This window comes from Leifsonia naganoensis (assembly GCF_013410615.1).
GTDB classification, from domain to species: domain Bacteria; phylum Actinomycetota; class Actinomycetes; order Actinomycetales; family Microbacteriaceae; genus Leifsonia; species Leifsonia aquatica.
This window is the reverse complement of sequence record NZ_JACCHJ010000001.1, coordinates 2,333,459-2,359,784: the sequence shown is the minus strand read 5'-3', so window position 1 is coordinate 2,359,784 and position 26,326 is coordinate 2,333,459. Positions and strand designations below refer to the sequence as shown.

Annotated in this window: 16 protein-coding genes; 10 read left to right on the top strand and 6 right to left on the bottom strand. The window is 72.2% G+C overall.

What is annotated here, in order from left to right; all coding sequences use genetic code 11:
* Nucleotides 1–30 precede the first annotated feature (30 nt).
* From HNR14_RS11385 to HNR14_RS11375, 3 genes are all read left to right on the top strand, one after another.
* Nucleotides 31–978: a GlxA family transcriptional regulator gene (locus tag HNR14_RS11385; RefSeq protein ID WP_179701138.1), complete on the top strand. Its 948-nt coding sequence runs from the start codon at nt 31–33 to the stop codon at nt 976–978.
* A gap of 137 nt (nt 979–1,115) precedes the next feature.
* Nucleotides 1,116–2,114, top strand: coding sequence for a type I glyceraldehyde-3-phosphate dehydrogenase (gene gap, locus HNR14_RS11380; RefSeq protein WP_179701137.1), 999 nt, complete (start codon nt 1,116–1,118; stop codon nt 2,112–2,114).
* A 99-nt stretch (nt 2,115–2,213) separates the two neighbouring features.
* Nucleotides 2,214–3,119, top strand: a complete 906-nt coding sequence (locus tag HNR14_RS11375) for an aminoglycoside phosphotransferase family protein (RefSeq protein ID WP_343064467.1) — start codon at nt 2,214–2,216, stop codon at nt 3,117–3,119.
* A gap of 78 nt (nt 3,120–3,197) precedes the next feature.
* On the opposite strand, the gene HNR14_RS11370 is transcribed toward HNR14_RS11375, so the two are convergent.
* The gene (locus tag HNR14_RS11370; RefSeq protein WP_179701136.1) at nt 3,198–5,405 is read right to left on the bottom strand and encodes a DEAD/DEAH box helicase; all 2,208 of its coding nucleotides are present in this window, start codon (nt 5,403–5,405) and stop codon (nt 3,198–3,200) included.
* Nucleotides 5,406–5,668: 263 nt separating this feature from the next.
* On the opposite strand from HNR14_RS11370, the gene HNR14_RS11365 reads away from it, so the two are divergent.
* The 3 genes from HNR14_RS11365 to HNR14_RS11355 are packed head-to-tail and all read left to right on the top strand — an operon-like array spanning nt 5,669 to nt 10,016.
* Nucleotides 5,669–7,132, top strand: a complete 1,464-nt coding sequence (locus HNR14_RS11365) for a phytoene desaturase family protein (protein WP_179701135.1) — start codon at nt 5,669–5,671, stop codon at nt 7,130–7,132.
* 4 nt (nt 7,133–7,136) lie between these two features.
* Nucleotides 7,137–7,595, top strand: a complete 459-nt coding sequence (locus HNR14_RS11360) for an SRPBCC family protein (RefSeq protein ID WP_179701134.1) — start codon at nt 7,137–7,139, stop codon at nt 7,593–7,595.
* Nucleotides 7,596–7,646: 51 nt separating this feature from the next.
* Nucleotides 7,647–10,016 (top strand): ATP-binding cassette domain-containing protein, encoded by a 2,370-nt coding sequence (locus tag HNR14_RS11355; RefSeq protein WP_179701133.1) that lies wholly within the window; start codon nt 7,647–7,649, stop codon nt 10,014–10,016.
* Nucleotides 10,017–10,025: 9 nt separating this feature from the next.
* Here the strand turns inward: HNR14_RS11355 and HNR14_RS11350 are convergent, their stop codons facing one another.
* The 4 genes from HNR14_RS11350 to HNR14_RS11335 all read right to left on the bottom strand — a co-directional run bounded on the left by HNR14_RS11350 (nt 10,026) and on the right by HNR14_RS11335 (nt 19,336).
* Nucleotides 10,026–10,712, bottom strand: a complete 687-nt coding sequence (locus tag HNR14_RS11350; RefSeq protein WP_179701132.1) for an SDR family NAD(P)-dependent oxidoreductase — start codon at nt 10,710–10,712, stop codon at nt 10,026–10,028.
* Nucleotides 10,709–11,569, bottom strand: a complete 861-nt coding sequence (locus HNR14_RS11345) for a fumarylacetoacetate hydrolase family protein (protein WP_179701131.1) — start codon at nt 11,567–11,569, stop codon at nt 10,709–10,711. Before HNR14_RS11345 ends, HNR14_RS11350 begins: the two co-directional genes overlap by 4 nt.
* The gene (locus HNR14_RS11340; protein ID WP_179701130.1) at nt 11,566–12,369 is read right to left on the bottom strand and encodes an IclR family transcriptional regulator; all 804 of its coding nucleotides are present in this window, start codon (nt 12,367–12,369) and stop codon (nt 11,566–11,568) included. The genes HNR14_RS11345 and HNR14_RS11340 overlap by 4 nt, the downstream gene beginning before the upstream one ends.
* A gap of 139 nt (nt 12,370–12,508) precedes the next feature.
* Nucleotides 12,509–19,336 (bottom strand): glycoside hydrolase domain-containing protein, encoded by a 6,828-nt coding sequence (locus HNR14_RS11335; RefSeq protein WP_179701129.1) that lies wholly within the window; start codon nt 19,334–19,336, stop codon nt 12,509–12,511.
* Nucleotides 19,337–19,701: 365 nt separating this feature from the next.
* Here HNR14_RS11335 and HNR14_RS11330 point away from each other — a divergent pair, with 365 nt between their 5' ends.
* Entirely contained in the window at nt 19,702–20,892 is a 1,191-nt protein-coding gene (locus HNR14_RS11330) for a S1C family serine protease (protein ID WP_179701128.1), read from the top strand.
* A 22-nt stretch (nt 20,893–20,914) separates the two neighbouring features.
* Here HNR14_RS11330 and HNR14_RS11325 read toward each other — a convergent pair whose 3' ends face one another.
* Nucleotides 20,915–21,673, bottom strand: a complete 759-nt coding sequence (locus HNR14_RS11325; protein WP_179701127.1) for an IclR family transcriptional regulator — start codon at nt 21,671–21,673, stop codon at nt 20,915–20,917.
* A 92-nt stretch (nt 21,674–21,765) separates the two neighbouring features.
* Here HNR14_RS11325 and hutH point away from each other — a divergent pair, with 92 nt between their 5' ends.
* The 3 genes from hutH (at nt 21,766) to hutI (ending at nt 26,307) form a co-directional block, all read left to right on the top strand.
* Entirely contained in the window at nt 21,766–23,316 is a 1,551-nt protein-coding gene (hutH, locus tag HNR14_RS11320; protein WP_179701126.1) for a histidine ammonia-lyase, read from the top strand.
* A gap of 100 nt (nt 23,317–23,416) precedes the next feature.
* Nucleotides 23,417–25,141 (top strand): urocanate hydratase, encoded by a 1,725-nt coding sequence (gene hutU / locus HNR14_RS11315; RefSeq protein ID WP_179701125.1) that lies wholly within the window; start codon nt 23,417–23,419, stop codon nt 25,139–25,141.
* Nucleotides 25,141–26,307: an imidazolonepropionase gene (gene hutI / locus HNR14_RS11310; protein ID WP_179701124.1), complete on the top strand. Its 1,167-nt coding sequence runs from the start codon at nt 25,141–25,143 to the stop codon at nt 26,305–26,307. The genes hutU and hutI overlap by 1 nt, the downstream gene beginning before the upstream one ends.
* Nucleotides 26,308–26,326 lie beyond the last annotated feature (19 nt).

Genomic DNA, 26,326 nt, shown 5'->3' with positions numbered 1-26,326 from the left:
CGTCTCCTCGAGCCCGCGGAAGGAGCTCCGATGACCGCCCGGGACCACCGCGTCGCCGTCCTCGTGCTGGAGGGCGCGAAGCCGCTCGACGTCGGCATCCCGTCGCAGGTGTTCGCGCACCGGCCGAGCATGCCGTACGAGGTGCGCGTCTGCGGCGCGGAGCCGGGGCTCGTCACCGGAGGCGACGGGCTCTCGTACCACGTGGCCGAAGGGCTGGACGCGCTCGAGCGCGCCGACACGGTCTTCGTCCCGGGATACCGCGAACCGGCGAGCACGGAGCCTCCCGCCGCCGTCGTCGCGGCACTCCGCCGGGCGCACGAACGCGGTGCCCGCCTGGCCGCGATCTCCACCGGCGCCTTCGCCCTCGCGGCCACCGGACTGCTCGACGGCCGCCGGGCGACCACGCACTGGCACTACACGCGGGCCCTCGCCGAACGGCATCCCCTCATCCGCGTGGACGAGAACGTGCTGTTCGTCGACGAGGGCGACGTGCTGACCTCGGCGGGCGCCGCCTCGGGGATCGACCTCTGCCTGCACCTGGTGCGCCGCGACCACGGGGTCGGGCTGTCCAACCACGTCGCGCGGCGGCTGGTCGCCGCGCCGTACCGCAGCGGCGGCCAGGCGCAGTACGTGCCGCGCAGCGTGCCGGAGCCGCTCGGCGACCTGTTCGCCGAGACCCGCGAGTGGGCGCTGGGGCGGCTCGGCGGACCGCTCACCCTGGCCGAGCTCGCGCGCAACGCGAACGTCTCGGAGCGGACCTTCTCGCGGCGCTTCGTCGAGGACACCGGCTACACGCCGATGCAGTGGGTGCTCCGCGCGCGCGTCGACCTGGCGCGGGAGCTGCTGGAGCGCAGCGACCTCGGCGTCGAGCAGATCGCGCACCGGGTCGGGCTCGGGACGGGGTCGAACCTGCGCCTGCACTTCCACCGCATCCTGGGCACCTCCCCGACGGAGTACCGCCACACGTTCTCGGCCTGACGCGCCTGGCGGGATCCTCGCGAGGGGTGGCACACACGCTGGCGCGATGCTTGCGTGCACTGTCGTGGGAGCCACTTTCGGCTCTGTGCGGGGCGACGGAGCATGGATGGCGGACCGGGAACGAAAGGAACCACCCCATGACCCGCATCGCCATCAACGGCTTCGGCCGCATCGGCCGCAACACCCTCCGCGCCCTCCTCGAGCGCGACACCGACCTCGAGGTCGTCGCCGTCAACGACCTGACCGCGCCCGACGCCCTCGCGCAGCTGCTCCGCTTCGACAGTTCCCTCGGCCGCCTCGGCCGCACGGTCGAGGTCGACGGCAGCACCCTCGTCGTCGACGGGCAGCGCATCGAGGTGCTCGCCGAGCGCGACCCCGAGAACCTGCCGTGGGCCGACCTCGGCGTCGAGATCGTGCTGGAGGCCACCGGCCGCTTCACCTCGGCCGACGCGGCCCGCGCGCACCTCCGCGCCGGCGCGAAGCGCGTGCTCGTGAGCGCCCCCTCCGACGGCGCCGACGTGACGCTCGCCTACGGCGTGAACACCGACGAGTACGACCCGGCGTCGCACACCATCGTCTCCAACGCCTCCTGCACCACGAACGCCCTCGCGCCGCTCGCCAAGGTGCTCGACGACCTCGCCGGCATCGAGCACGGCTTCATGACCACGGTGCACGCCTACACGCAGGAGCAGAACCTGCAGGACGGCCCGCACCGCGACCCGCGCCGTGCCCGTGCCGCCGGCGTGAACATCGTGCCGACCACGACCGGCGCCGCCAAGGCGATCGGCCTCGTGCTCCCCGGCCTCGACGGCAAGCTGTCGGGCGACTCCATCCGCGTTCCCGTGCCGGTCGGTTCCATCGTCGAGCTCAACACGACCGTCGCGCGCGAGGTCACCCGCGACGAGGTGCTCGCCGCCTACCGCGCCGCCGCCGAGGGGCCGCTCGCCGGCATCCTCGAGTACTCGGAGGACCCGCTGGTGTCGAGCGACATCACCGGCCAGCCGGCGTCGTCGATCTTCGACTCGGCGCTCACCCGCGTCGACGGCACGCACGTGAAGGTCGTCGCCTGGTACGACAACGAGTGGGGCTTCTCCAACCGCGTGGTGGACACCCTCACCCTGCTCGCCCGGTCCTGAACCCGGGTTCGCCCGCGAGAGGTGACTCGTTGCGGGTGCGGACGCGCCCGCACCCACGACGAGTCACGTCTCGCGGGCGTGTCTGTTAGCGTCGAGCGCGTGACTCACGCCTCGACCCCTGTTGCGGACATCTCCGCCGACGCCGACCTGGTCGGCCGCATGATCGCCGAGCAGCACCCGGACCTCGCGGGGCCGCTCCGGCTGGTCTCCGACGGCTGGGACAACCGCATCTTCCGCCTCGGCGACGACTTCGCGGTCCGCGTGCCACGCCGGGAGGTGGCGGCACACCTGATCGAGCACGAGCAGCAGGTGCTCGGCGCGATCGCCGAACGGGTCGCGGTGCCCGTCCCCGCGCCCGTCCGCGTCGGAGTGCCGAGCGCGATCTTCCCGTGGCCCTGGAGCATCATCCGGTGGCTGGAGGGTGTCGACGGCGCCTCGGTCGATGCCTCCGCCCGAGCGGTGGTCGCAGAGCCGCTCGCCGCGTTCGTGCGCGCCCTGCACATCCCCGCGCCCGATGACGCCCCGGTCAATCCGGTGCGCGGCGTCCCGCTCGCAACCCGCGACGCCGCCGTCCGCGAACGCATCGCCCTGCTCGCCGCACGCCTCGACACGACCGCGCTCACCGCGGCGTGGGAGGACGCGCTGGCCGCACCCGTCTGGGACGGCCAGGCGCTCTGGCTGCACGGCGACCTCCACCCCGGCAACCTCGTGCTCCACTCGGCCGACGGCACCGCGGACGGCGTGGACGGGCTCGCCGCTGTCATCGACTTCGGCGACGTGACGGCCGGGGACCCCGCGACCGACCTCGCGACGGCCTGGCTCACCTTCGACGGCCCGGCACGGGAGGCGTTCCGCGCCGCGTTCGACGGCTCCGTCGACGACGCGACCTGGCGGCGCGCCCGCGGCTGGGCCGTCACCATGGGCACGGCCCTCGCCGCCCACTCGGACGACAACCCCCGCATGGGCGGGATCGGCAGGCACGCGCTCGCGCAGCTGGCCGGCTGAGACCACGTCCGGTTCCGCGCACGCAGAAGCCCCCGCCCGCTGGGCAGCGGACGGGGGCTTCGTGGTGCGAGCGGTCGCTTACGCCTCGGCCGCGGCGAGCGCGCCGGCCTGCGCGAGGTCGGTGAGCAGCTGGTCGCCCGGGATCGCGGGGACGAAGTCCGCCTCGATCTCGGCGCGGTCGAGCAGCTCGTTCATGCGGCGCTGACGCTGGCGCGGGATGAGCGTGACGACCGTGCCCTGCTTGCCGGCGCGGCCGGTGCGGCCCGAGCGGTGCAGGTAGGTCTTGTACTCGTCCGGGGCGTCGGCCTGGATGACCAGGTCGATGTCGTCGACGTGGATGCCGCGGGCGGCGACGTCGGTCGCGACCAGCACGTTCACGCGGCCGCTGGTGAGCTGCGCGAGGTTGCGGGTGCGGCGCGACTGGTTGAGGTCGCCGTGCAGGCTGACGGCGGGGATCCCGGCGTCGTCGAGCTGGTCGGCGAGCATCTCGGCGAACGCGCGGGTGCGGGCGAAGATCAGCGTCTTGCCCTCGCGGTCGGCGAGCTGCTCGATGATCGCCGGCTTGTCGCGGTGCTCGATGACGAGCACGCGGTGGTCGATCGTCGAGGACGCCTGGTCCTCGCCGGCGACCTCGTGCACGGCGGGCTCGACGAGGAACTCGTCGACGAGCTGGGCGACGCCCTTGTCGAGGGTCGCCGAGAAGAGCAGCTTCTGGCCGCCCTCCGACGTCTCGCGCAGGATGCGCTGCACCGGCTCCAGGAAGCCGAGGTCGCACATGTGGTCGGCCTCGTCCAGGACGGTGATGACGACCTCGCTGAGGTCGAGGCGACCCTGCTCGAGGAGGTCCTCGATGCGGCCCGGGGTGCCGATCACGATGTCGACGCCGCGCTGCAGCGCGCCGACCTGACGGCCCTGGGGCACGCCGCCGTAGATCTGGGTGGTGAAGAGGCCGACGCTGCGGGCGATGGGCTGCACCGTGCGGTCGATCTGGAGGGCGAGCTCGCGGGTCGGGGCCAGGATGAGCGCGCGGGGGGCGCGGCCGATCTGGCGCTTGCCGCCGGCCTTGCCCGACTCGGCCCAGAGCGCCATGAGGCGCTCGACCATGGGGGCGCCGAACGCGATGGTCTTGCCGGAGCCGGTGCGGCCGCGGCCGAGCACGTCCTTGCCGGAGAGCACGTCGGGGGCGGTCGCGGCCTGGATCGGGAACGGCTTGTCGGCGCCGAGCTCGGCGAGCGCGCGCACGACGTTGCCGCCGAAGCCCAGGTCGGCGAACGTCACGCCGTCGACATCCGCGGCCTGGATGGCCTCGGCCTCGAGGCGTTCGAGCACGACGTCGTCCTGCGCGTTGAACGACGGCTTGTCGTCGCGCGACGGGTAGAAGGAGGAGTCGCGGCGCGGGCGGTCGTCGTGGTCGCGGCGCGGGGCACGGTCGCCACGGTCGTCGAACGAACGGCGCGGACGGTCGTCGCTGTCACGACGGGGAGCGCGGTCGCCACGGTCGTCGAACGAACGACGCGGACGGTCGGAGAAGTCGCGGCGCGGACGGTCGTCGCTGTCACGACGCGGGGCACGGTCGCCACGGTCACCGCGGTCGTCGAACGAACGACGGGGACGGTCGTCGGCGTCACGACGCGGACGCTCGGGGCGTCCGCCGCGGTCGTCGAACGAGCGACGCGGACGGTCGTCGTTGTCACGACGGGGAGCGCGGTCGCCACGGTCGTCGAACGAACGACGGGGACGGTCGTCGTTGTCGCGACGCGGGGCACGGTCGCCGCGGTCGTCGAACGAGCGACGCGGGCGGTCGTCGTTGTCACGACGCGGAGCGCGGTCGTCGAACGAGCGACGCGGACGGTCGTCGTACTCGCGACGCGGGGCACGGTCGCCACGGTCGTCGAACGAACGACGGGGACGGTCGTCGTCGCGACGCGGACGGTCGGCGCGGTCGTCGAAGGAGCGGCGGGGGCGCTCGTCGGCGTCGCGGCGGGGGCGCTCATCGCGACCGGCGCGGCCGCGGCTGTCCCACTCGCGCTCGGTGCGGCGCGCGTCCTTGCCGCGGGGCTCCCAGTTCGGGCGCTCGGTGCGGCCGCGGCCGGCGGCGTCGGAACTGCCGCCACGGGTGCCGTAGACGGCACGGCCGCGCTCGGCGCTGCCGCCACGGGTGGCGCGGTCCTCGGCGGTCCAGCGGGCCTTCTTGCCGGCGGTCTGCTCCTCGGCGCGGTAGCCGCGGTGCTTGGGGCTCTTGCTGCCGACCTGCTTGGGTCGGTCGTTCTTCTTGTACGGGGGCATGCGTGATTCTTCCTGGGTTATCTCAGGTGCGCGGCGGCACGCAGAAGCGCACCGGGGAATCCCCGTCGAACATCGTCCGGGGCCGTTCACATCGTGATTGTCCGCACCGCTGATCGGGTGCAGAACCGGCCCGCTTGACTTACAAACCCATCCGCGCGACATGCGCGGTGTCAAGAGCCGACCTCCCAACGATACAGGACGCAGGCTGTGAAGGGGCTGCCGATCCCGGAACCCGTTCGGAGGGCACGGGGTATACAGGAGGTATGCCCTCCGCCTCCTCGCTCGACGCCGTCGTGATCGGCTCCGGCCCCAACGGGCTGTCCGCCGCCGTCACCCTCGCCCGCGCGGGGCTGTCGGTGCGGGTGTACGAGCGGAACGCCACCGCCGGCGGCGGGATGCGCACGCAGGAGATCACGCTCCCCGGCTTCCGGCACGACATCTGCTCGGCGGTGCACCCGCTGGCGTTCGCGTCCGGCTTCTTCCGCCGGTTCGGTCTGGAGAAGCGGGTGCGGTTCGTCACGCCGACCGCGTCGTACGCGCATCCCCTCGACGGCGGCCGTGCCGCGGTGGCGTACCGCGACATCGAGCGCACGGCCGACGCACTCGGCCCGGACGGCGCGGCCTGGCGCGCACTCATCGGACCGTTGGCCCGGCACGCGGACGAGGTGGCGCAGTTCACCGGTTCGGCGATCGTCGGCCTCCCGCGCCATCCCCTCGTCGCCGCCAGGCTCGGGGCGACCGCGCTGCTCCAGGGCGGTCCCTGGTGGAACCTGCCCTTCCGTACCGAAGAGCCGGGGGCGCTCCTGACGGGCGCGTTCGCGCACACGACCCTCGCGCTCCCGAGCGTGGCAGGTGCCGCCGCGGGCCTGACGCTCGCCGCCTACGGCCACGCACGCGGCTGGCCCGTGCCCATCGGCGGTTCGCAGAGCATCGCCGACGCCATGGTCGCGGACCTGGAGGCGCACGGCGGCGAGCTCGTCACCGGCACCGAGGTGACGAGCCTGGCCGACCTCCCGGAGTCGCGCATCGTCGTCTTCGACACGCACGTGCGTGCGGCCGCCCGGCTCGGCGAGGACCGGCTCGCGCCCTCCTACCAGCGCAGCGTCTCCCGCTTCCGCAGCGGGAACGGCGTCTGCAAGGTCGACTTCGCGCTCTCGGGGCCAATGCCGTGGGCGAACCTCGAGCTCAACGAGACCGCGACCGTGCACGTGGGCGGCACCCGCGCCGCCGTCGCCCGCTCCGAGCGCGAGGTGGCGCGCGGCGCGATCGGCGACGACCCGTACGTGCTCGTCTCGCAGCCGTCGCTCTTCGACGACACCCGCGCCCCCGCGGGCAAGCACGTCCTCTGGGCGTACACGCACGTCCCTCACGGCTCCGCCGCGGACCGGACCGAGGCCGTCATCCGCCAGCTCGAGCGCTTCGCACCGGGCTTCCGCGACCTCATCCTGGCCAGCACCTCCCGGACCGCCGACCAGATGGAGCTGTACAACCCCAACTACCTCGGCGGCGACATCTCCACCGGGATGCCCGACCTGCGCCAGCTGATCGTCCGGCCCGTCCTCTCCCCCGACCCGTGGCGCATGCCCGGGCGCGGGCTCTATCTCGCGTCGGCGTCCGCCGCCCCCGGACCGGGTGTGCACGGACTCGGCGGGTACTACGCGGCGCGCAGTGCGCTGCGCCACGAATTCGGTGTGACCCGCATGCCGTCTCTCGCCCCCGAGGAGTGACGACATGTCCGTGACCGTCCGCCGATTCCGCTGCACGCCCGACCAGGTCTTCGCAGTGCTCGCCGACCCCTGGGTGTACCCGAGCTGGGTGGTCGGAGCGTCGCGCATGCGCGCGGCCGACGACACCTACCCGGCGGCCGGCTCCAAGCTGCACCACTCCATCGGGGTCTGGCCGTTCGTGCTGAACGACGAGACCCGCGTGGACGAGTGGGATCCGCCGCGCCGGATGGTGCTGCAGGCCAAGACGCGCCCCGTCGGCGAGGAGCGGGTCGTGATCGACGTGCGCCCGCACCGCGACGGCTGCCTCGTGCGCATGGAGGAGCATCCCGTCGCCGGACCGGCCACGTTGATCCCCGCCCCCCTCGCGGACGCGGTGCTGCACGTGCGCAACCGCGAGTCGCTGCGCCGGCTGGAGTGGGCGGCCCGGGGGTGGCGGAGCGCCGGGCCCGGCATCCTCTCCTGACCGTCGGTGCCAGGCGCTAGCGTGGGGTGCGCCGGACCGAGGGAGAGATCGATGACCACGCACACCGACGCCACGCACGTCGCCGACACGCACGACCTGCTGCGGGTGCAGGGCGCCCGCGAGAACAACCTCAAGGACATCAGCGTCGACCTGCCGAAGCGGCGGCTCACCGTCTTCACGGGCGTCTCCGGCTCGGGCAAGAGCTCCCTGGTGTTCGGGACGATCGCGGCCGAGTCCCAGCGGATGATCAACGAGACCTACAGCGCGTTCGTGCAGGGGTTCATGCCGTCGCTGGCCCGCCCCGACGTGGATGTGCTGGAGGGGCTGACGACCGCGATCATCGTCGACCAGGAGCGGCTGGGCGCCAACGCGCGCTCGACGGTCGGCACGGTGACGGACGTCAACGCGATGCTGCGCATCCTGTTCAGCCGGCTGGGTCAGCCGCACGTCGGATCGCCGCAGGCGTTCTCGTTCAACGTCGCGTCGGTGCACGGCGATCGCGCGGTCACGATCGAGCGCGGCTCCGGCAAGGAGGCGGCGGGCAGCTTCACGCTCACCGGCGGGATGTGCCCGCGCTGCGAGGGAATGGGGACGGTCAACGAGATCGACCTCGCGGAGCTGTTCGACGAGACGAAGTCGCTCGCCGAGGGCGCCATCACCATCCCCGGCTACACGGCCGACGGGTGGGCGGTGCGGCAGTACGCGGAGTCCGGGTTCCTGGACGCGTCCAAGCCGATCCGCGACTACACCGAGACCGAGCGCAACGACTTCCTCTACAAGGAGCCGACCAAGGTCAAGATCTCGGGCATCAACATGACCTTCGAGGGCCTGGTCCCCAAGATCCAGAAGTCGTTCCTCTCCAAGGACCGCGACGCGCTGCAGCCGCACATCCGCGCCTTCGTCGACCGCGCCGTGGCCTTCACCGTCTGCCCGGACTGCGGCGGCACCCGGCTGAACGAGGGCGCCCGCTCCTCCCGCATCGACGGCGTGAACATCGCCGACGCGTGCGCCATGCAGATCAGCGATCTGGCGGAGTGGGTGCGGGGCATCCAGGATCCGACGGTGGCGCCGCTGCTGGCGAACCTGCGGCACACGCTCGACTCGTTCGTCGAGATCGGCCTCGGCTACCTCTCGCTCGACCGGCCCTCCGGAACGCTCTCGGGCGGGGAGGCCCAGCGGACCAAGATGATCCGGCACCTGGGCTCGTCCCTCACCGACGTCACGTACGTTTTCGACGAGCCGACGATCGGGCTGCACCCGCACGACATCCAGAAGATGAACGAGCTGCTGCTGCGCCTGCGCGACAAGGGGAACACGGTGCTCGTGGTGGAGCACAAGCCGGAGGCCATCGCGATCGCCGACCACGTGGTCGACCTCGGGCCGCGCGCCGGCACCGCGGGCGGGACGATCTGCTTCGAGGGCACGGTCGAGGAGCTGCGCGCGAGCGGCACCCTCACCGGCCGCCACCTCGACGACCGCGCCGCCGTGAAGGAGTCGGTGCGCACCCCGTCGGGCGCGCTCGCAGTGCGCGGCGCTACCGCGAACAACCTGCACGACGTGGATGTGGACATCCCGCTCGGCGTCCTGGTCGTCGTGACCGGGGTCGCGGGGTCGGGCAAGAGCTCGCTCATCCACGGGTCGGTGTCGTCGCAGGAGGACGTCGTCTCGATCGACCAGGGCGCGATCCGCGGATCGCGGCGCAGCAACCCGGCGACCTACACCGGGCTGCTCGAGCCGATCCGCAAGGCGTTCGCCAAGGCCAACGGCGTGAAGCCGGCGCTGTTCAGCGCGAACTCCGAGGGCGCGTGCCCCACCTGCAACGGCGCCGGGATGATCTACACCGACCTCGGCGTGATGGCGAGCGTCGCCACCGTCTGCGAGGAGTGCGGCGGCAAGCGGTTCCAGGCGTCGGTGCTCGAGTACACGCTGGGCGGAAAGGACATCAGCCAGGTGCTCGCCATGCCGGTCACCGATGCCCGCGAGTTCTTCGGTGCCGGAGAGGCGCGCACCCCCGCGGCCAGCGCCATCCTGGACCGGCTGGAGGACGTCGGCCTCGGCTACCTCAGCCTCGGTCAGCCGCTCACCACCCTCTCCGGCGGCGAGCGCCAGCGCCTCAAGCTGGCCACCCACCTGGGCGAGAAGGGCGGTGTGTACGTGCTCGACGAGCCGACCACCGGTCTGCACCTGGCCGACGTCGAGCAGCTCCTCGGCCTCCTGGACCGGCTGGTCGACTCCGGCAAGTCCGTGATCGTGATCGAGCACCACCAGGCCGTCATGGCGCACGCCGACTGGATCGTCGACCTCGGGCCGGGCGCGGGTCACGACGGCGGCCACGTCGTCTTCGAGGGCATCCCCGCCGATCTGATCGCCGCGCGCTCCACGCTGACCGGCGAGCACCTCGCCCGCTACGTCGGCGCGTGAGCCTCGCGGTCAGTACGTCGCGCGCCCGCCGCTGATGTCGTAGACGGCTCCGGTGGAGAAGCTGACGCCGTCGGAGGTCAGCCACGCGACCAGCTCGGCGACCTCCTCCGGCCGGCCCACCCGCTTCATCGGGATGAGGCCGGTGATGTGGGCGAGCACCTCCGGAGACGTGTCCGCGTTCATCGGGGTCGCGACGACGGCCGGTGCGATCGCGTTCACGAGCACGCCGGTCGTCGCCAGCTCCTTGCCGACGGACTTGGTGAGCGCGATGACGGCCGCCTTCGATGCCGAGTAGATCGACAGGTTCGGGTTGCCGTCCTTGCCGGCCATGCTCGCGAAGTTGACGACGCGCCCCCAGCCGCGCGCGACCATGCCCGGCACGAAGGTGCGCAGGGTCGCGACGGTGCCGAGCACGTTCACGTCGAGCACTCCGCGCCACTCGTCGGCGCTGGTGTCGAGCAGCGGCTTGTTCGGGCCGACCACCCCCGCCGAGTTGATCAGGATGTCGACGGGCCCGATCTCCGCCGCCGCGACCGCGAGCGCCTGCTCGTCGGTGACGTCGAGGAGGACGTCGGCGTCCCCGGCGAGGTCGACCGTCACGACACGGACGCCGTCCGCGCGAAGCCGCTCGGCCGTGGCCGCACCCAGCCCGCGGGCTCCCCCGGTGACGAGCGCCGTCCTCCCGTGCCCGCTCATCGCGGGGCGACCACGGTCTGCCGCTGCGCGCCGAGACCGTCGATCGCGAGCTCCATCACGTCGCCGGCCTGCAGCCAGATCTGCGGGTCGAAGCCCATGCCGACTCCGGGCGGGGTGCCGGTGTTGATCAGGTCGCCGGGCTCCAACACCATGAACTGGCTGATGTAGTGGACGATGAAGAAGGGATCGAAGATCATCGTCGACGTCGAGCCGGTCTGGCGGCGCACGCCGTTCACATCGAGGGTCATGCCGAGGGCGCTGACGTCGTCGATCTCGTCGGGGGTGACGAGCCAAGGGCCGGCCGGGTTGAAGGTCTCAGCGGACTTGCCCTTCAGCCACTGACCGCCGCGCTCCATCTGGAACGCGCGCTCGGAGACGTCGTTGACCAGCGTCCAGCCGGCGATGTGGTCGCGGGCCTGCTCGACCGAGTCGAGATAGCTGGCGCGCGTGCCGATCACGATGCCGAGCTCGACCTCCCAGTCGGGCTTGGTCGCACCGCGGGGGATGCGGACGTCGTCGTTCGGCCCGACGAGCGTGTTCGGCGACTTGGTGAAGAGGATGGGCTCGCTCGGCACCGCCTGACCGGTCTCGGCGGCGTGGTCGGAGTAGTTCAGTCCGACGCAGATGATCTGGTGCGGGCGGGCGATCGGCGCCCCGATGCGCTGCTCGCCGAGCTGTTCGACCTCCCCGCGCTCCAGGCGCTGCGCGACGACGGGCCGGATGGTGGCGATGCCGCCGTCGCGGAAGAAGGCCTCGTCGTAGTCGCGCACGATGTCCGACAGGTCGACGTAGCTGTGCTCGTCGACGAGGACGGCGGGCTTCTCGGCGCCGAATGCGCCGATCCGGATGAGTCTCATCGGTTCCTCTCGAGGGTGGTGTCGCGGGTGGTGTCGTGGATGATGTCGTGGATGTCCCCGGCGGCGGCCAGCAGCGCGGACAGCGGCGTGCGATACGCGACGGCGGAGACGCTGACCGCGCCCGAGGGCTCCGACGGGGACCCGAGGAAGACCGGGAACGCGATGCAGGCGATGCCCGGCTCGTTCTCCTCGTCATCGACGGCGAAGCCGCGTTCGCGCGCCTCCACCAACCGCTCGTGCAGCCTGCGGGCCGTGGTCACCGTGCGGGAGGTCTTCTGCTCGAGGGTGCGGTCGCCGACCCACTCCTCGACCTCGCCGAGGGTGCGGAGGCGGGCGGCGAGGAGCACCAGGCCGACGCCCGTGCTGTGGGCGGGGTTGCGACCGCCGATCGAGGACGACAGGCGCACGGCTCCGACGGCCGGGTCGACCTTGTCCCGGTAGACGACCTCCGTGCCGTCGAGCACGGCGAAGTGGATGGTCTCGTCGAACCGCGCGGAGAGGCGCTCGAGCAGCGGGCGCACGCGCACGTGCTCGGGGCGCGCCTCGTGATGCGCGAACGCGAGGCGGAGGAACTCGTCGCCCAGGATGTAGTGGCCGCGGGCGTCCTGCACGGCGAGTCCGGCGCGGCAGAGGGAGGCGAGCGCGCGGTGGACGGTCGGCTTGGGATGGCCCGTGCGCTGCGCCATCTCGTCGAGGGTGGCGCCCGCGGGGAGCCCTGCGAGCTCGACGAGCACGGCGAGGACGCGGTCGGTCCCGACCAGGCGCTCGTCGCCGGACGCGGCGGAGGGGGTGTGCGGCATCGGCGTCTCCTTCCGGACGCCATGCTAGCGCTATTCCATCCGTTGGATTGCAATTCCATTTAATGGAATCACGGACACGGCGCAGACGCCGACGGCCCGGACACCGTGCGGTGTCCGGGCCGTCGTGCGCGAGGCTCGGCTAGCGGGTCAGGTACCGGCGCCGGCGGCGGACCGCGAGTGCCGTTCCGAGCGCGAGCGCGAGCAGGGCGCCCAGAGCCGCCAGGCTCACGTCGGCCGCACCGGTGTCGGCGAGGTCGCCGCTGCCGGAGCCCGCGATCGAGCCGCTTCCGTTGCCGGCCGGGGTCGTGCCCGATCCGCCGCCTGTGCCGGGGCCGGTGCCGGGATCCGTCCCACCGTTGCCGGGATCCGTGCCCCCGCCGGTGCCCGGGTCGACGACCCCGCCCGGCAGGTGCGCGTCGGCGGTGATCCAGAACGCGACCGTGTAGGTCCGGCTCGTGTTGCCGTCGGCCGAGGTGACCGTGACGGTGCGCGACCGTCCGGACGCGTCGTCGATCGCCGCGAGCGAGCGGAACCGTGCCGTGAGCGGCTCGCCGACCGTGACCGTCGCGCCGTCGGCCGTGGCCGTCGCCGTGACCGCCGGGAGGGCACGGCCCGCCGGCCAGTCCACCACGTAGGTGCGGGTGGCCGGGTCGAAGCCGTCGAGCGCTGTGCCGGCGACGCTGATCGCCGAGGCGGTCGCGACGCTCCGCTGGGTGGCGTCGGCGTAGTTGGTCACCGTCACCGTGCCGTCGGCATTCACCGTCACCTGCGCGGTCAGCGCCTTGGCGAGGTTGAGGCGCTCCCAGCTGGCGTCGCCCTGAGCGGTCAGGTCGAGCGGGTCGCCCGAGTCGAGCGCCGTCTGCTCCAGGATCTGCGTGCGCTGCGCGTCCGTCAGGTCCGGGAAGGCGGTGGTGAGCAGGCTGGCCGCCTCGGCCGGCACCGTGACCTTCGCACCCGTCGCCGCGACCTTCGTGAAGCCGTAGTCGAGGCGCTGGGTGTAGAGGTCGGTCGCCGCGGCGTCGTCGAGACCGGCGTACGGCGTGCCCGAGCAGGCGGCGAGGGTGTCGCCGTATCCATTGGCCTGGCACTCCTCCACCAGCACCTGCTCCAGCTCGTCGTGCGCCTGCAGCATCAGGTCGGCGAACGCCGGGTCGGCCCAGCGGTGTGCGACCGTGGCCTGCGCGTCCATCCGGCCGCCCATGACGTCGAGCGGGTAGTGGAAGCCCAGGATGATGCGGTTGTTGCCGTACTCGGAGGCCCGGGCGAGCAGCTGGGGAGCGAGCTCCGGCAGCAGGGTCGCCATGGTCGTGCCGAACGTGTACCCGCCGAACGTGTGACCGCTCGGGTAGGAGCCGCTGCCCGCAAGACCGTCGTAGCCGCCGGTCTTGTTGTCGTAGATCAGGCCGCCCTGGCTGGCCAGGCCCATGCGCACGTACGGGCGCAGGTACTGGAAGTAGGGCTTCGCGGCGTCGGCTCCGCCGAGTCCCGAGGCCACCCGGTCGAGGATGGCCTGGGTCTTCGGCAGCTTGCCCGCGCCAATGGCCGCCGCGTAGAGCGTGCCGAGGCGCGATCCGAGGGCGTCGGTCATCGTCGTCGCCGGCGAGTTGTCGGCGTCGCGCTGGGCACGATCGACCTGCGCGCTGGTGGCGGCGTGGTTGATCGCGATGACCTTCTTGTCGTTCTCCGCGGAGATGGTGCTCAGGTCGGCGACCTTCTCGTTGGCGCCGAGGGTGCCGGTGCCGAGAGCGGAGAAGCCGCGCAGGATGTACACGTTGTAGTCCACGCCGGTCGGGGTCGCCGGCCAGGAGTCGGACGGGTACGACGCGTTGATCGTGCCGCTCGGGAAGGGCGTGGACGCGAGGGCCGCGAACGTCTCCGCGACGGCGGGGGCGGCCTGCGGGGTCGCCGGTGCCGCGGTCGAGGGAGCGGAGGCTCCCGTCGCGTTGAGAGCGCTGACCTGAGCGGTGTACGCCTGCCCTGCCTTCAGCCAGGTGAAGACGGCCGAGAGCTGGGTCGGGTCGCTGATCGTGATGGTGTGGCCGTCGTCGAGGGTGACGAGGTAGCCGGTGAGCGGCGATCCGCCGTCCTCCGACGGGGCGGTCCAGCGCACGGCGACGCTCGACCCGCTGGCCGTGGCCGTGACCGTCAGCGGAACGGCCGGCGCCACGACCGGCTTGGCCGCGAGGCCGTTCTGCGCGGAGGTGAGCGCGGCGGCCGCGGCCTGGAGCGCCTCATCCGTCGCGGCGGAGTCCGCCAGCACGGCCTTGCCGGCGTCGAGAGCGGACTGGAAGGCCGCCCACGACTCGTCGGTGTACCGCTCGTTCGTCACGGCCGATGCCACGCTCACGAGGTGGGCGAGCGTGAGCCTCGAGACCGGGGTCAGCTGGCTGGCGGCCAGGCTCAGGCTCCGCGCCTGGGCGTCGACCGCGCTCTGGGTCGCGGCGTCGGAGGCGAGCAGCTTCTTGGCCGCGGCGAGCTCGCGGAGGAACACCGCGAAGTCGATCGAGCCGTAGACGCCGGTCTTGTCCGCCAGTGGCGCGTTCGTGTCGATCGCGCCCCGCAGGCCGGTCTTGTCGACGCCCGTGGTGAAGGTCAGCTTGTCGATGTTGGCGACGTACGGGTGGTTCGCATCCGCCGTCGTGTGCAGCACCAGGTACACCCGGTGGCTGCCCGTGATCGACTTCGAGAGCGCCAGCTGAGCCGTTCCCGACTTCACCCAGTCGGCGCCGGTCGGCGCGAGCGGGAGGGTCGCGTACGGCGTGCCGGGGGCTGCCGGGTCGAACGTGTCGAGGTAGAGGTCGATGCGGGAGTTGGTACCGCAGCGGGCCGAGTTGTTCACGTAGTGCGTCGCGACCTGCGTGACCGCGGTGCCGCCGAAGTCGACCGGTCCGTAGTCGAGCCAGGCGCCGTCGTACGTGCCGCCCAGGTCGACGACGGTGCCGTCGCTCCAGGTGGAGGTCTCGCTCTTCAGGGCGCCGCCGCTGTTCGCCTTCCACGCCTCCGCCTCGAGCACCGTGGTGGTGTTCTTGGTCGGGATGAAGGTGACGTTGTCGATGTTGGCGACGTACGGGTGGCTCGCGTCCGGCGTGGTGTGCAGCACCAGGTAGAGACGGTGGCTGCCCGTGATCGTCTTCGGCAGGGTGATGGAGGCCGTGCCCGCCTTCACCCAGTCGGCGCCGGTCACCGCGAGCGGGACGTTGGCGTACGGCGTGCCCGGGTTCGCCGGGTCGTAGCCGTCGAGGTACACGTCGACGCTGGAGTTCGCACCGCAGCGGGACGAGTTGTTGACGTAGTGGATGGCGACCTCGGAGATCGGCGTGGTGCCGAAGTCGATGGTGCCGTAGTCCAGCCACGCCTTGTCGTAGGTGGCGCCGAGGTCGGTGACCGCGCCGTCGCTCCAGGTGGACTGCTCGGACTTGAGGCCGCCGCCGCTGTTCGTCTTCCAGGCCTCCGCCTCGACGACGACCGGTGCTGCGCCGTCCGACGCGGTCGCCGAGAACTGGAACCAGTCGAAGTTCGACACCCAGGCCTGGCCGGTCGGCGCGGTGAAGGTGAAGGTCACCCGCTTGGCCGCGGCGAGCGCGACCGGGTCGGTGACCGCCGCCGAGACGGTGACGTAGTTGCCCCAGCTGCCGGTGCCCGGGAGGCTGACCGTGCCGACGACCGGCCCGTTCTCATCCCCCGCGTGGACGGTGGCGGTCGACGGCGCCGCGTTGGTCGCCTGCGAGTTCGCGTAACGGATCGAGATCCGCTTGGGCGTCGAGCCGGCGAAGTCGAGGTTGTTGTACCGCACCCACGAGCCCGTGGTCACGCCGCCGAGGTCGCCGGTGGACTGGTAGGCCTCGTTCTTGAGCGAGCCTCCCGACCACTCGTCCGACTGCTCGGCCTGCAGCACGCGGTAAGCGCCCTGGTCGAGGCCGAGGCCGTCGATCGCCGCCTGCAGCACGCTGGTCGCGCTGCGCAGCTTGGAGCTGGTGGCGGACGGGTCGGCGAGCACCTTCTGCGCCGAGGTCAGCGCCTTGGTGAGGGCGCTGTACGACGCGAACGAGTAGTTGCCCGGCTGCACCAGCGCCGCCTGGTCGACCAGCTTCTGCAGGGCGACGCGGTCGGCGTTGGAGACGGTCAGCTCGAGAGCCGCCAGGTCGGAGACGCCCTGTCCGGTCAGTGTCGCCGCGGTGGCTCCGCCGCCGAGTGCCGCGTCCGCGAAGTTCACGTGGAAGCGCGCGTTCTTCGTGATCGTGCCCGTGAGGCGGAGGATCGCGGTGGTCGCCGTGGTGACCCGCAGGTCGGCGGTGACCGAGGAAGGCAGGCCGCTCACGGTCGCCCCTCCGGTGCCGGTGATGCTGGAGCCGACCGCGCCGGTGAAGGTGGCGCCGCCGCCGAGTGTCAGGACGGTCGAGCCGGAGACGGTGCCGTCCGCCGCCGCAGCGAGGGAGGTCGCCGATGCGGTGACCGGGTAGGTCGTCGCGCTGCCGCCGTCACCGCCACCGGGGTTGCCGGGCGTGCCGGCGGAGCCGGTGCTCATCGAGTAGGCGGGCTTGGTGTCCGCACCCCACGAGGTCGCTTTCGCGCCCATGTCGAAGGCGAGGGTGCCGCCGCCGACGATGGAGGAGTAGTCCACCCAGGTGTTGTTGTACGCCGCGCCGCCCAAGGTGGCCGACTGGATGTAGAAGTCGTCGGACGAGACATTGCCCGCCGAGACCGTGAACGACCGGCCGGTGTCGTAGGTGATCTTCGTCGAGTCGAAGAACGGCGAGCCGATCTGGTACTGCGACGACCCCGCGGTCACCGGGAAGAGGCCGATCGCCGCGGCGACGAACATGGTCGACATGGTGCCGGCGTCATTGTCCATCGTCGGCAGGAAGCCGGCCGGGTCGAGCTTGTAGACGTTCGTCTTGACCGGCGGCGTGAACTCGCCGTTGCCGCTCGGCGCCTCGTTGGTGCTGCCGGTCGCGATGTACCGGTTCCAGGTCGGCTTCGTGTAGATCGCGCGCGCCCACTTCTGGGTCAGGTTCGGCTCGCCCATGTAGTTGAACAGGTAGGGCGCCTGCAGGTCGATCTCGTTGGCGTTGGAGTGCAGCATCCCCTTGCCGTCGTCGGTCGCCGAGTCCTCGCCGAACATGTGCTCGACGGCCAGCTTGGCCGCCTTCGAGCCGCCCATGGCCTGGATGGTGCCGGCCATGTCGTAGGCGCCGTACCAGTTGTACTGCCATGGGGTGCCCTGGTAGAGGTTCGCTGTCTCGAAGCGCTCGTAGTCGACGCTCGTCCAGTCGCCCGCCGCGTTGCGCGGGGTCAGGAGGCCGACCTGCGTGCCGTCGGCGGCCGTCCACGCGCCCGCCTTGAAGACGTTCTGGAACGGGAGCGCCGCCTGGGCGCGCAGGTCTTTCGCCTCGTCGGTCTTGCCCAGGGCGTCGGCGATGATCGCGAGCGCCCACTGGTCGTAGCCGCGCTCGAGCGACGAGCCCGGTCGGTCGGCGATGTAGCCCTGGCGCAGCTCCTGGCCGGAGTAGTACCCGACGAGGTTGTGCAGGGCCGGGTACGCCTCGTCGAGGCGGGTGAAGCCGGTGTAGCCCTTCGACAGCGCGTCGGCGACGATCACGGCGGAGCGCTCCCAGCGGACCGTCGGCACGCCCTGCACGAGGCTGGCGAGGTTGGCCGCACCGGACGCGTTCTGGTCGGCGAAGAGGGTGATCAGCGACTGGATCATGTCGCGGTAGAGGGTCGGGTCGACGTAGGCGATCACCGAGTACTTGCGGAAGTCGTCCCACGACGACCAGCCGTCGTAGTACGTGTAGTCGTCGACCTGGTGCACAGCGCCGTCGACGCCGCGGTAGGTGCCGGAGGTGCTGGTGGCGTTGGTCGGCACCGCGAACATCCGGTACAGGTGCGTGTAGAAGAGCTTCTTGAGCGTGCCGTCGGGGTCGCTCTTCGTCGAGGCGGTCACGTCGACGGCGCCCAGGCGGGCGTTCCACGCGGCGGCCGTCTCGGCGCGCACCTGGTCGAAGGTCTTGCCGCCGACCTCGTTGGCCTGGTCGATCTGGGCCTGGGCCGCGCTGATCGGCGAGAGCGTGATGCGCAGTTCGACCTGCGAGCCGGCGGCCGGGTCGAAGGAGATCACCGCGCCGGTGTCGGTGCCGGTGCGGTTCGTGGTCGCGTCGAGCGCCGAGCCGTCTGCCCAGGTGCGCACCGAGGCGACCTTCTGCGCGGTCTCCGCGTAGTACGCCATCGCGTACGAGGCGCCGTTGAAGTTGCCGGCGAAGGTGCCCGAGAGCGCGATGCGGCCGTCGGCGAGCGTCGTCGTGGTGATGGACGACCCCGTGCGGCTGGTGAAGTTGTTGTTCAGGTCGAAGACCAGCGAGGGGGTCTTGCCCGCCGGGAACGTGTAGCGGTGCATCGCGGTGCGGGTCGCGGCGGCGACCTCGGCGTTGATCGTGCCGCCCGGCGCGGTCACGGCGCCGTCGGTGCCGGCGATCTCGCCGAGGCCCACGCGGTAGTAGCCCGGCGTCGCGGCCTCGTCACTGTGCGAGTACGGGTGCGCGTACGAGCCGGTGGAGGGGCGGGCGGAGTAGCCGACCTCGGTCGGGACGACGAGGATGTCGCCGCCGCCTCCCGAACCGCCCACGCCGTCGAGGTTGGTCTGGGTGAAGCCGGCGATCTTCTTCTCGTTGTAGTCGTAGCCGGTGTGGTTGCGGTTCGGCGTGGTGAGGGGGTTCACCTTCGCGAGACCGTTCGGAGCCTGTGCACCCGGGAGGTCGTTGCCGTCGTCGCCCGCCGTGCTCACGAACGGGTCGACGAACGACGTGTAGTCGGTGGCCGCCGGTGCCGCGTCGGGTGCGGCCATCGCGGGCAGGGCCGTGAGACCGGTCCCGGAGGCCACCAGCGCGACAGCGGACGCGACGGCGGCGAGCCGGCCCGCGAACGCGCGGCTCCTCGGATGCGCCGAGGGCGCAAGTGACGTGCGGGGCATGGATGAGCTCCTGGTTCTGGTGAAGGTGTGACCGGATGACCCCGCGTGTGACAGCGCTGTCATGGCAGAGAGCTAACCCTACCGGCGCCGTCTTCGTCAAGCGCCTGCGAGAACCGATAGGGAGGCTATCGATCCTGGATGGAACGAAAGGGGCCCTCGCGGTGTCCTGGAGGCTGCGCGAAAGTGTCCGAAAAGTGAACGCGCCCGCGCCGCCGTCAGCCCCTCACATTTGGACCAAATGTCGGGAATGGCGGCGCCTTTCCCGACATTTGGTCCAAATCTCGGGTGCGAATCGGGGCGCGAATGGGCGTAGCGGGGCGCGCATCCCGGCCACTAGCCTGGCGCCACACCCTCCAGGAGGCGCCATGACGGACCAGCAACCGACTCCCGATCCGGCCGCGGCCGAGAGCGCCGCCGCCTCCCCTGTGCCTGATCCGGCCGACGCGCCTGTCGATGCGGCCGCCACGCCCGAGCCACCCGCCGACGATCCCGGCACCCCCACCCGCGCCGGCTGGGCCACCGCCCTCCTCGTGACGGGAGCCGCCCTCACCCTGATCGCGGGCGGCTTCATCGCGGGGACGATCGCGGCCACCGCCGTCACCGCGGGCACCAGCGGATCCTGCGACGCCGCATCCGTCGCGAACGGCGTCCTGCCCACCATCGTCACCATCTCCGTCACCTCGTCCTCGGGCGGCATAAGCAACGGCAGCGGCCAGATCATCACCGATGACGGCTACATCCTCACCAACAACCACGTCATCTCCCCCGCCGCATCGGGAGGCACGCTGTCCGTCCGGTTCAGCGACGGCCACGACCTCGACGCCCGGCTGATCGGCCGCGACCCGAAGACCGACCTCGCCGTCGTGAAGGTCGACGACGACGAGCCGCTCCCGGTGATCTCCATCGGCGACTCCGGTGGGCTCTCGGTCGGCCAGCCGGTGGTCGCGCTCGGCGCCCCGCTCGGCCTCTCGAGCACCGTCACCGCCGGCATCGTCAGCGCGCTCGGCCGCACCGTCCCCGTCCCGAGCGACGACGATCGCAACGCGGTGCTCGTCGGCGCCATCCAGACCGACGCCTCCATCAACCCCGGCAACTCCGGCGGAGCACTGGTCGACTGCCGCGGCCGGCTGATCGGCGTCAACACCGCGATCGCGACCGTGCCGGGCAGTGGAGGCCAGAGCAGCACGGGCAGCGTCGGCATCGGCTTCGCAGTGCCCGAGTCGTCGGCGATGAGCATCGCGCACGAGCTGATCGAGACCGGGAAGGTCTCGTACCCCACCGCCGGGCTCGAGGTTCTCCCCATCCCGCCCGGCGTCGCCGCGGCGTACGGAATCACCGACGGCCTGTTCGTCCAATCCGTCGAGGCCGGGGGCCCCGCGGCGAGCGCCGGGCTGCGTGCCGGCGATGTCGTCACCACTCTGAACGGCACCCCGGCGAGCAGCGTCGACGTGCTGACCGCCGTGCAGATCACCTCCGACCCGGGCGACGAGGTCGCGATCGGCTACGTCCGCAGCGGCCGAGAACGGGAGGCAACGCTCACGCTGGCCGCGGGGTGAGGTGGCGGGTGCGAGGCCGCTCTCACGCCCCGCGGATGCGCCGCGACAGTTCGGCAGCCGCCTCCCGCACGCGCGCGGCGAGCGCCTCCCACTCCTCCGGCGGCACGTTCTCGCGAGGGAAGGTCACCGCGATCCCCGCGGCGGGCCACCCGGCGTGATCCCGCACCGACACCGCCACGGACGCGAAGCCGGGCGTGACCTCGCCGTCCTCCGTCGCAAATCCGCGGGTCCGCACGTCGGCGAGCACCCGGCGCAGCTCTCCGTAGGAGTGGGGGCCGGCGCCGGTGCGCTCCTCGAAGGCATCGCGGTCCGGGTAGAGGGCGCGCAGCTGCCCGGCCGGCAATGTCGCCAGGAGCGCGCGGCCGCTCGCCGTCAGATGGGCCGGGAGGCGCACGCCGACGTCGGTGACGAGGCGCGGCCGGCGTGGGGCGCGCTCCTCGACGATGTAGACGACGTCGCGGCCGTGCAGCACGGCGACGTGACCGGATTCGCCGATCGCGTCCACGAGGCCGGCGACGATCGGGCGGCCGAGCCGGCTGAGCGGCTGCTGCCGCGAGAACGCGCTCGACAGCTCGTACGCGGCGACGCCCAGCCCGTAGCGCCGTGCCTCGGGGAAGTGCAGGACGAACCCGTGATCGCCGAGCACCGAGAGCAGGTGGTAGACCGTCGAGCGCGGGAGGCCGAGTGCGGTCGCGATGCTCGCGGCGGGTACGGGCCCGCGCTGCGTGGCGAGGTGACCGAGGATGAGCAGCGTGTTCTCGGCGGCGGGGACCTTGCTCATCGGGCCTCCTCGCACGGTCGCTGTCTGGTATCCCGGACAGAGTCGAGTGTACAACCGGCCCGCCGCGGCGGCCCCGCGGCGAGGATCGGAGCATGCTCCTCACCACCGCCCCCGTCATCGTCGGCGCCGCGCCGCTCACCGTCGCGGACGTCGTCGCCGTCGCCCGCCACGACGCCCGCATCGAGCTCGACCCGAACGCGCTCGACGCGGTCCGTGCTTCCCGCGCCATCGTCGAAGGGCTCGCCGACGACGTGGAGCCGCACTACGGCATCTCGACCGGCTTCGGTGCCCTCGCGACCACGTTCATCCCGGCCGAGCGTCGCGCGCAGCTGCAGGCCAGCCTCGTGCGCTCGCACGCCGCGGGCAGCGGCCCGGAGGTGGAGCGGGAGGTCGTCCGCGCCCTCATGCTGCTGCGTCTCGCGACCCTCGCGACAGGCCGCACCGGCGCCACTGCGCGCACGGTCGAGACCTACGCCGCCGTGCTCAACGCCGGCATCACGCCGATCGTGCGCGAGTACGGATCGCTCGGCTGCTCCGGCGACCTCGCCCCGCTCGCCCACTGCGCGCTCGCTGCGATGGGCGAGGGCCAGGTGCGCGTCGACGGCGAGCTGCTGGATGCCGCGGACGCCCTGGCCGCCGCCGGCATCGAGCCGCTCGTGCTCGCCGAGAAGGAGGGCCTCGCGCTCATCAACGGAACCGACGGGATGCTCGGGATGCTGTCGCTCGCGCTGCACGACCTCCAGCGCCTCCTCACCACGGCCGACATCGCCGCCGCCCTCAGCGTCGAGGCTCTGCTCGGCACCGACGCCGTGTTCGCCGACGACCTGCAGCGACTGCGCCCCCAGGTCGGCCAGGCGGTCTCGGCGGGCAACCTGCGCGCCCTGCTCGCCGGCTCCCCCCTCGTCGCGAGCCACAAAGGTCCCGAGTGCACGCGGGTGCAGGATGCGTACTCCCTCCGCTGCTCGCCCCAGGTGCACGGCGGCGCGCGCGACACGGTCGCCCACGCGACGATGGTCGCCGAGCGCGAGCTGGCCTCCGCGGTCGACAACCCGGTGCTGACACTCGACGGCCGGGTGGAGTCGAACGGCAACTTCCACGGCGCGCCCGTCGCGTACGTGCTCGACTTCCTGGCGATCGTGGTGGCGGATGTGGCGAGCATGTCCGAGCGCCGCACCGACCGCTTCCTCGACCCGGCCCGCAACCAGGGGTTGCCGCCGTTCCTCGCCCACGAGGTGGGGGTCGACTCCGGGCTGATGATCGCGCAGTACACCGCCGCGGGCATCGTCTCCGAGCTCAAGCGCCTCGCGGCTCCGGCATCGGTCGACTCCATCCCGTCGTCCGCCATGCAGGAGGACCACGTGTCGATGGGCTGGGCCGCGGGTCGCAAGCTCCGCCGCGCGGTGGACGGCCTCACCCGGGTGCTCGCGATCGAGGTGCTGACCGCCTCCCGCGGCGCCGACCTGCGCGCGCCGCTGACGCAGGGCCCGGCGACCGGAGCCGTGACCGCCGCGCTGCGGGAGCAGGTCGCGGGCCCAGGCCCCGACCGCTACCTGTCCCCTGAGATCGAGGCCGCGGTCGCGCTCGTCGCATCCGGTGCCCTCCGCGACGCCGCCGACGCCGCCCTCCCCACCCCCCTCACCTGACCACTGCCCGCGAGCACAGGAAAAGTGCTCGAAACACGGCCTCGCGCGAGCACTTTTCCTGTGCTCGGCGGCCAGAAGACGATGACGAAGGAGACGCAGAATGGACGGAGCGAGACCAGTGCGCGCGGCGCGCGGCACGGAGCTGAGCGCCAAGAGCTGGCAGACGGAGGCCCCGCTGCGGATGCTCATGAACAACCTCGACCCCGACGTGGCCGAGCGCCCCGATGACCTCGTCGTGTACGGCGGCACCGGCCGGGCCGCCCGCAGCTGGGAGGCGTTCGACGCGATCGTCGAGACCCTCCGCGACCTCGAAGCGGACGAGACTCTGCTCGTGCAGTCGGGCAAGCCGGTCGGCGTGTTCCGCACCCACGAGTGGGCGCCGCGCGTGCTGATCGCCAACTCGAATCTCGTCGGCGACTGGGCGACGTGGCCCGAGTTCCGCCGCCTGGAGGCGCTCGGCCTCACGATGTACGGCCAGATGACCGCCGGATCGTGGATCTACATCGGCTCGCAGGGCATCCTGCAGGGCACGTACGAGACGTTCGGCGCGGTCGCCCGCAAGCTCGCCGCCCGGCGGGGCGGGCACGACGAGCAGGGTGATGGCACGCTCGCCGGCACTCTCACCCTGACCGGTGGATGCGGCGGGATGGGCGGCGCGCAGCCGCTCGCCGTCACGCTGAACGGCGGCGCGGTGCTGATCGTCGACGTCGACCGCGCCCGCCTGCAGCGCCGCGTCGACCACGGCTACCTCGACGAGCTCGCCGACGACATCGACGACGCCGTCACCCGTGCCGTCGAGGCGAAGGACGAGGGTCGCGCCCTCTCCGTCGGCCTGGTGGGCAACGCCGCCGAGGTGTTCCCCGAGCTGCTGCGCCGCGGCGTCCCGATCGACATCGTGACCGACCAGACCAGCGCCCACGACCCGCTCAGCTACCTGCCTGTGGGCGTCACGGTCGAGGAGTGGCACGATCGCGCCGCCGCGGATCCCGAGGCGTTCACCGACGCGGCCCGTGCCTCCATGGCGGCCCAGGTGGAGGCCATGGTCGGCTTCCTCGACGCCGGTGCCGAGGTCTTCGACTACGGCAACTCGATCCGCACGGAGGCACAGCTCGGCGGCTACGACCGTGCGTTCGACTTCCCCGGGTTCGTCCCGGCCTACATCCGCCCGCTCTTCGCCGAGGGCAAGGGCCCGTTCCGCTGGGCGGCACTTTCGGGTGATCCGGCGGACATCGCGGCGACCGACCGCGCCGTGCTGGAGCTCTTCCCGGAGGACGAGCACTTGCGCCGCTGGATCACGCAGGCCGGCGAGAAGGTCCCGTTCGAGGGCCTCCCGGCGCGTATCTGCTGGCTCGGCTACAAGGAGCGGCACCTCGCGGGCCTCAAGTTCAACGAGATGGTCGCCTCCGGCGAGCTGAGCGCCCCGGTCGTGATCGGCCGCGACCACCTCGACTCGGGTTCGGTCGCGTCCCCGTACCGGGAGACCGAGTCGATGGCCGACGGCTCCGACGCGATCGCCGACTGGCCGCTCCTGAACGCCCTGCTCAACACCGCCTCGGGCGCGACCTGGGTCTCGCTGCACCACGGCGGCGGCGTCGGGATCGGCCGCAGCATCCACGCCGGCCAGGTGATCGTCGCCGACGGCACCGCGCTGGCGGCCGAGAAGATCGAGCGCGTGCTGACCAACGACCCCGGCACCGGAGTCATGCGACACGTGGATGCGGGCTACGAGCGGGCGGTGGAGGTCGCCGACGAGCGCGGTCTGCGGGTCCCGATGCGCGAGCACGCCGAGCGGGAGCACGCGGCCCGGGAGCGCGAGGCCCACTGATGCCGCGCGCGACGCTGCTCACCGGCATCGGCGAACTCGTCACATTCGACCCGGCGCACGACGGGCCCCTCGGCCTGGTGCACGACGGCGCGATCTTCAGTGTGGACGGGCACGTCGAGTGGACCGGGCCCTCCGCGAGCGCTCCCCTCGGCGATGCCGACGAGGTGCACGACGCGCGTGGCGCAGCGGTGATCCCGGGCTTCGTCGACAGCCACACGCACCTCGTGTTCGCCGGAGATCGCGCGGGGGAGTTCGAGGCGCGGATGGCCGGGCGACCGTATTCCGCTGGTGGCATACGCAGCACCGTCGCGGCGACGCGAGCCGCCTCCGAAAGCGAAATGCGTAACCAGCTCAACTGGTTCGCTAGCGAGTTGCGCGCCCAGGGCACCACGACCTTCGAGGTGAAGAGCGGCTACGGCCTCACGGTCGGCGACGAGGAGCGCTCCCTGCGTCTGGCGCGGGAGGTCACCGCCGAGACGACATTCCTCGGAGCGCATGTGGTCCCGCCCGAGTACGCCGATCGTCCCGATGAGTACGTCGCCCTGGTCGTCGGGCCGATGCTCGACGCCTGCGCCCCTCACGCCCGCTGGATCGACGTCTTCTGCGAGACCGGCGCGTTCGACCCTGACCAGACGCGCCGCATCCTCACCTCCGGAGCGGACCGCGGGCTCAGTCTGCGGCTGCACGCCAGCCAGCTCGCGCCGGGCGACGGCGTGGCCCTCGCGGTCGAGCTGGGCGCCGCCGCCGTCGACCACTGCACGTACCTCACCGAGCGCGATGTGGAGGCCCTGGCCGGGTCGACCACCGTCGCCGGCCTCCTCCCGGGCGTCGAGTTCTCGACCCGGCACCCGTATCCCGACGCCCGCCGCCTGCTCGATGCGGGCGTGCGCGTGGCGCTCGCGAGCGACTGCAACCCGGGCTCCTCCTTCACGTCGTCGATGGCGTTCTGCATCGCCGTCGCCGTGCGCGACATGGGCATGACCGTGCCGGAGGCGTTGCGAGCCGCGACCCTCGGTGGTGCGGAGTCCCTGCGCCGGGACGACGTCGGTCACCTGCGTGCTGGCGCCCGCGCCGATTTCGTGGTGCTCGACGCACCTTCGTACGTGCACCTCGCCTACCGTCCCGGCGTGCCGCTGGTGGCGCGGACGGTCATCGGCGGCGCGTAAGCCGCCCATCGACCGGCCG

Coding starts and splice junctions, on each gene's coding strand:
- HNR14_RS11365 (WP_179701135.1), top strand. CDS start 5,669: ATGCCCTCCGCCTCCTCGCTCGACGCCGTCGTGATCGGCTCCGGCCCC.
- HNR14_RS11350 (WP_179701132.1), bottom strand. CDS start 10,712: ATGAGCGGGCACGGGAGGACGGCGCTCGTCACCGGGGGAGCCCGCGGG.
- HNR14_RS11335 (WP_179701129.1), bottom strand. CDS start 19,336: ATGCCCCGCACGTCACTTGCGCCCTCGGCGCATCCGAGGAGCCGCGCG.
- HNR14_RS11345 (WP_179701131.1), bottom strand. CDS start 11,569: ATGAGACTCATCCGGATCGGCGCATTCGGCGCCGAGAAGCCCGCCGTC.
- HNR14_RS11370 (WP_179701136.1), bottom strand. CDS start 5,405: ATGCCCCCGTACAAGAAGAACGACCGACCCAAGCAGGTCGGCAGCAAG.
- hutH (WP_179701126.1), top strand. CDS start 21,766: ATGCTCCTCACCACCGCCCCCGTCATCGTCGGCGCCGCGCCGCTCACC.
- HNR14_RS11325 (WP_179701127.1), bottom strand. CDS start 21,673: ATGAGCAAGGTCCCCGCCGCCGAGAACACGCTGCTCATCCTCGGTCAC.
- HNR14_RS11330 (WP_179701128.1), top strand. CDS start 19,702: ATGACGGACCAGCAACCGACTCCCGATCCGGCCGCGGCCGAGAGCGCC.
- hutI (WP_179701124.1), top strand. CDS start 25,141: ATGCCGCGCGCGACGCTGCTCACCGGCATCGGCGAACTCGTCACATTC.
- HNR14_RS11360 (WP_179701134.1), top strand. CDS start 7,137: ATGTCCGTGACCGTCCGCCGATTCCGCTGCACGCCCGACCAGGTCTTC.
- gap (WP_179701137.1), top strand. CDS start 1,116: ATGACCCGCATCGCCATCAACGGCTTCGGCCGCATCGGCCGCAACACC.
- hutU (WP_179701125.1), top strand. CDS start 23,417: ATGGACGGAGCGAGACCAGTGCGCGCGGCGCGCGGCACGGAGCTGAGC.
- HNR14_RS11385 (WP_179701138.1), top strand. CDS start 31: ATGACCGCCCGGGACCACCGCGTCGCCGTCCTCGTGCTGGAGGGCGCG.
- HNR14_RS11355 (WP_179701133.1), top strand. CDS start 7,647: ATGACCACGCACACCGACGCCACGCACGTCGCCGACACGCACGACCTG.
- HNR14_RS11340 (WP_179701130.1), bottom strand. CDS start 12,369: ATGCCGCACACCCCCTCCGCCGCGTCCGGCGACGAGCGCCTGGTCGGG.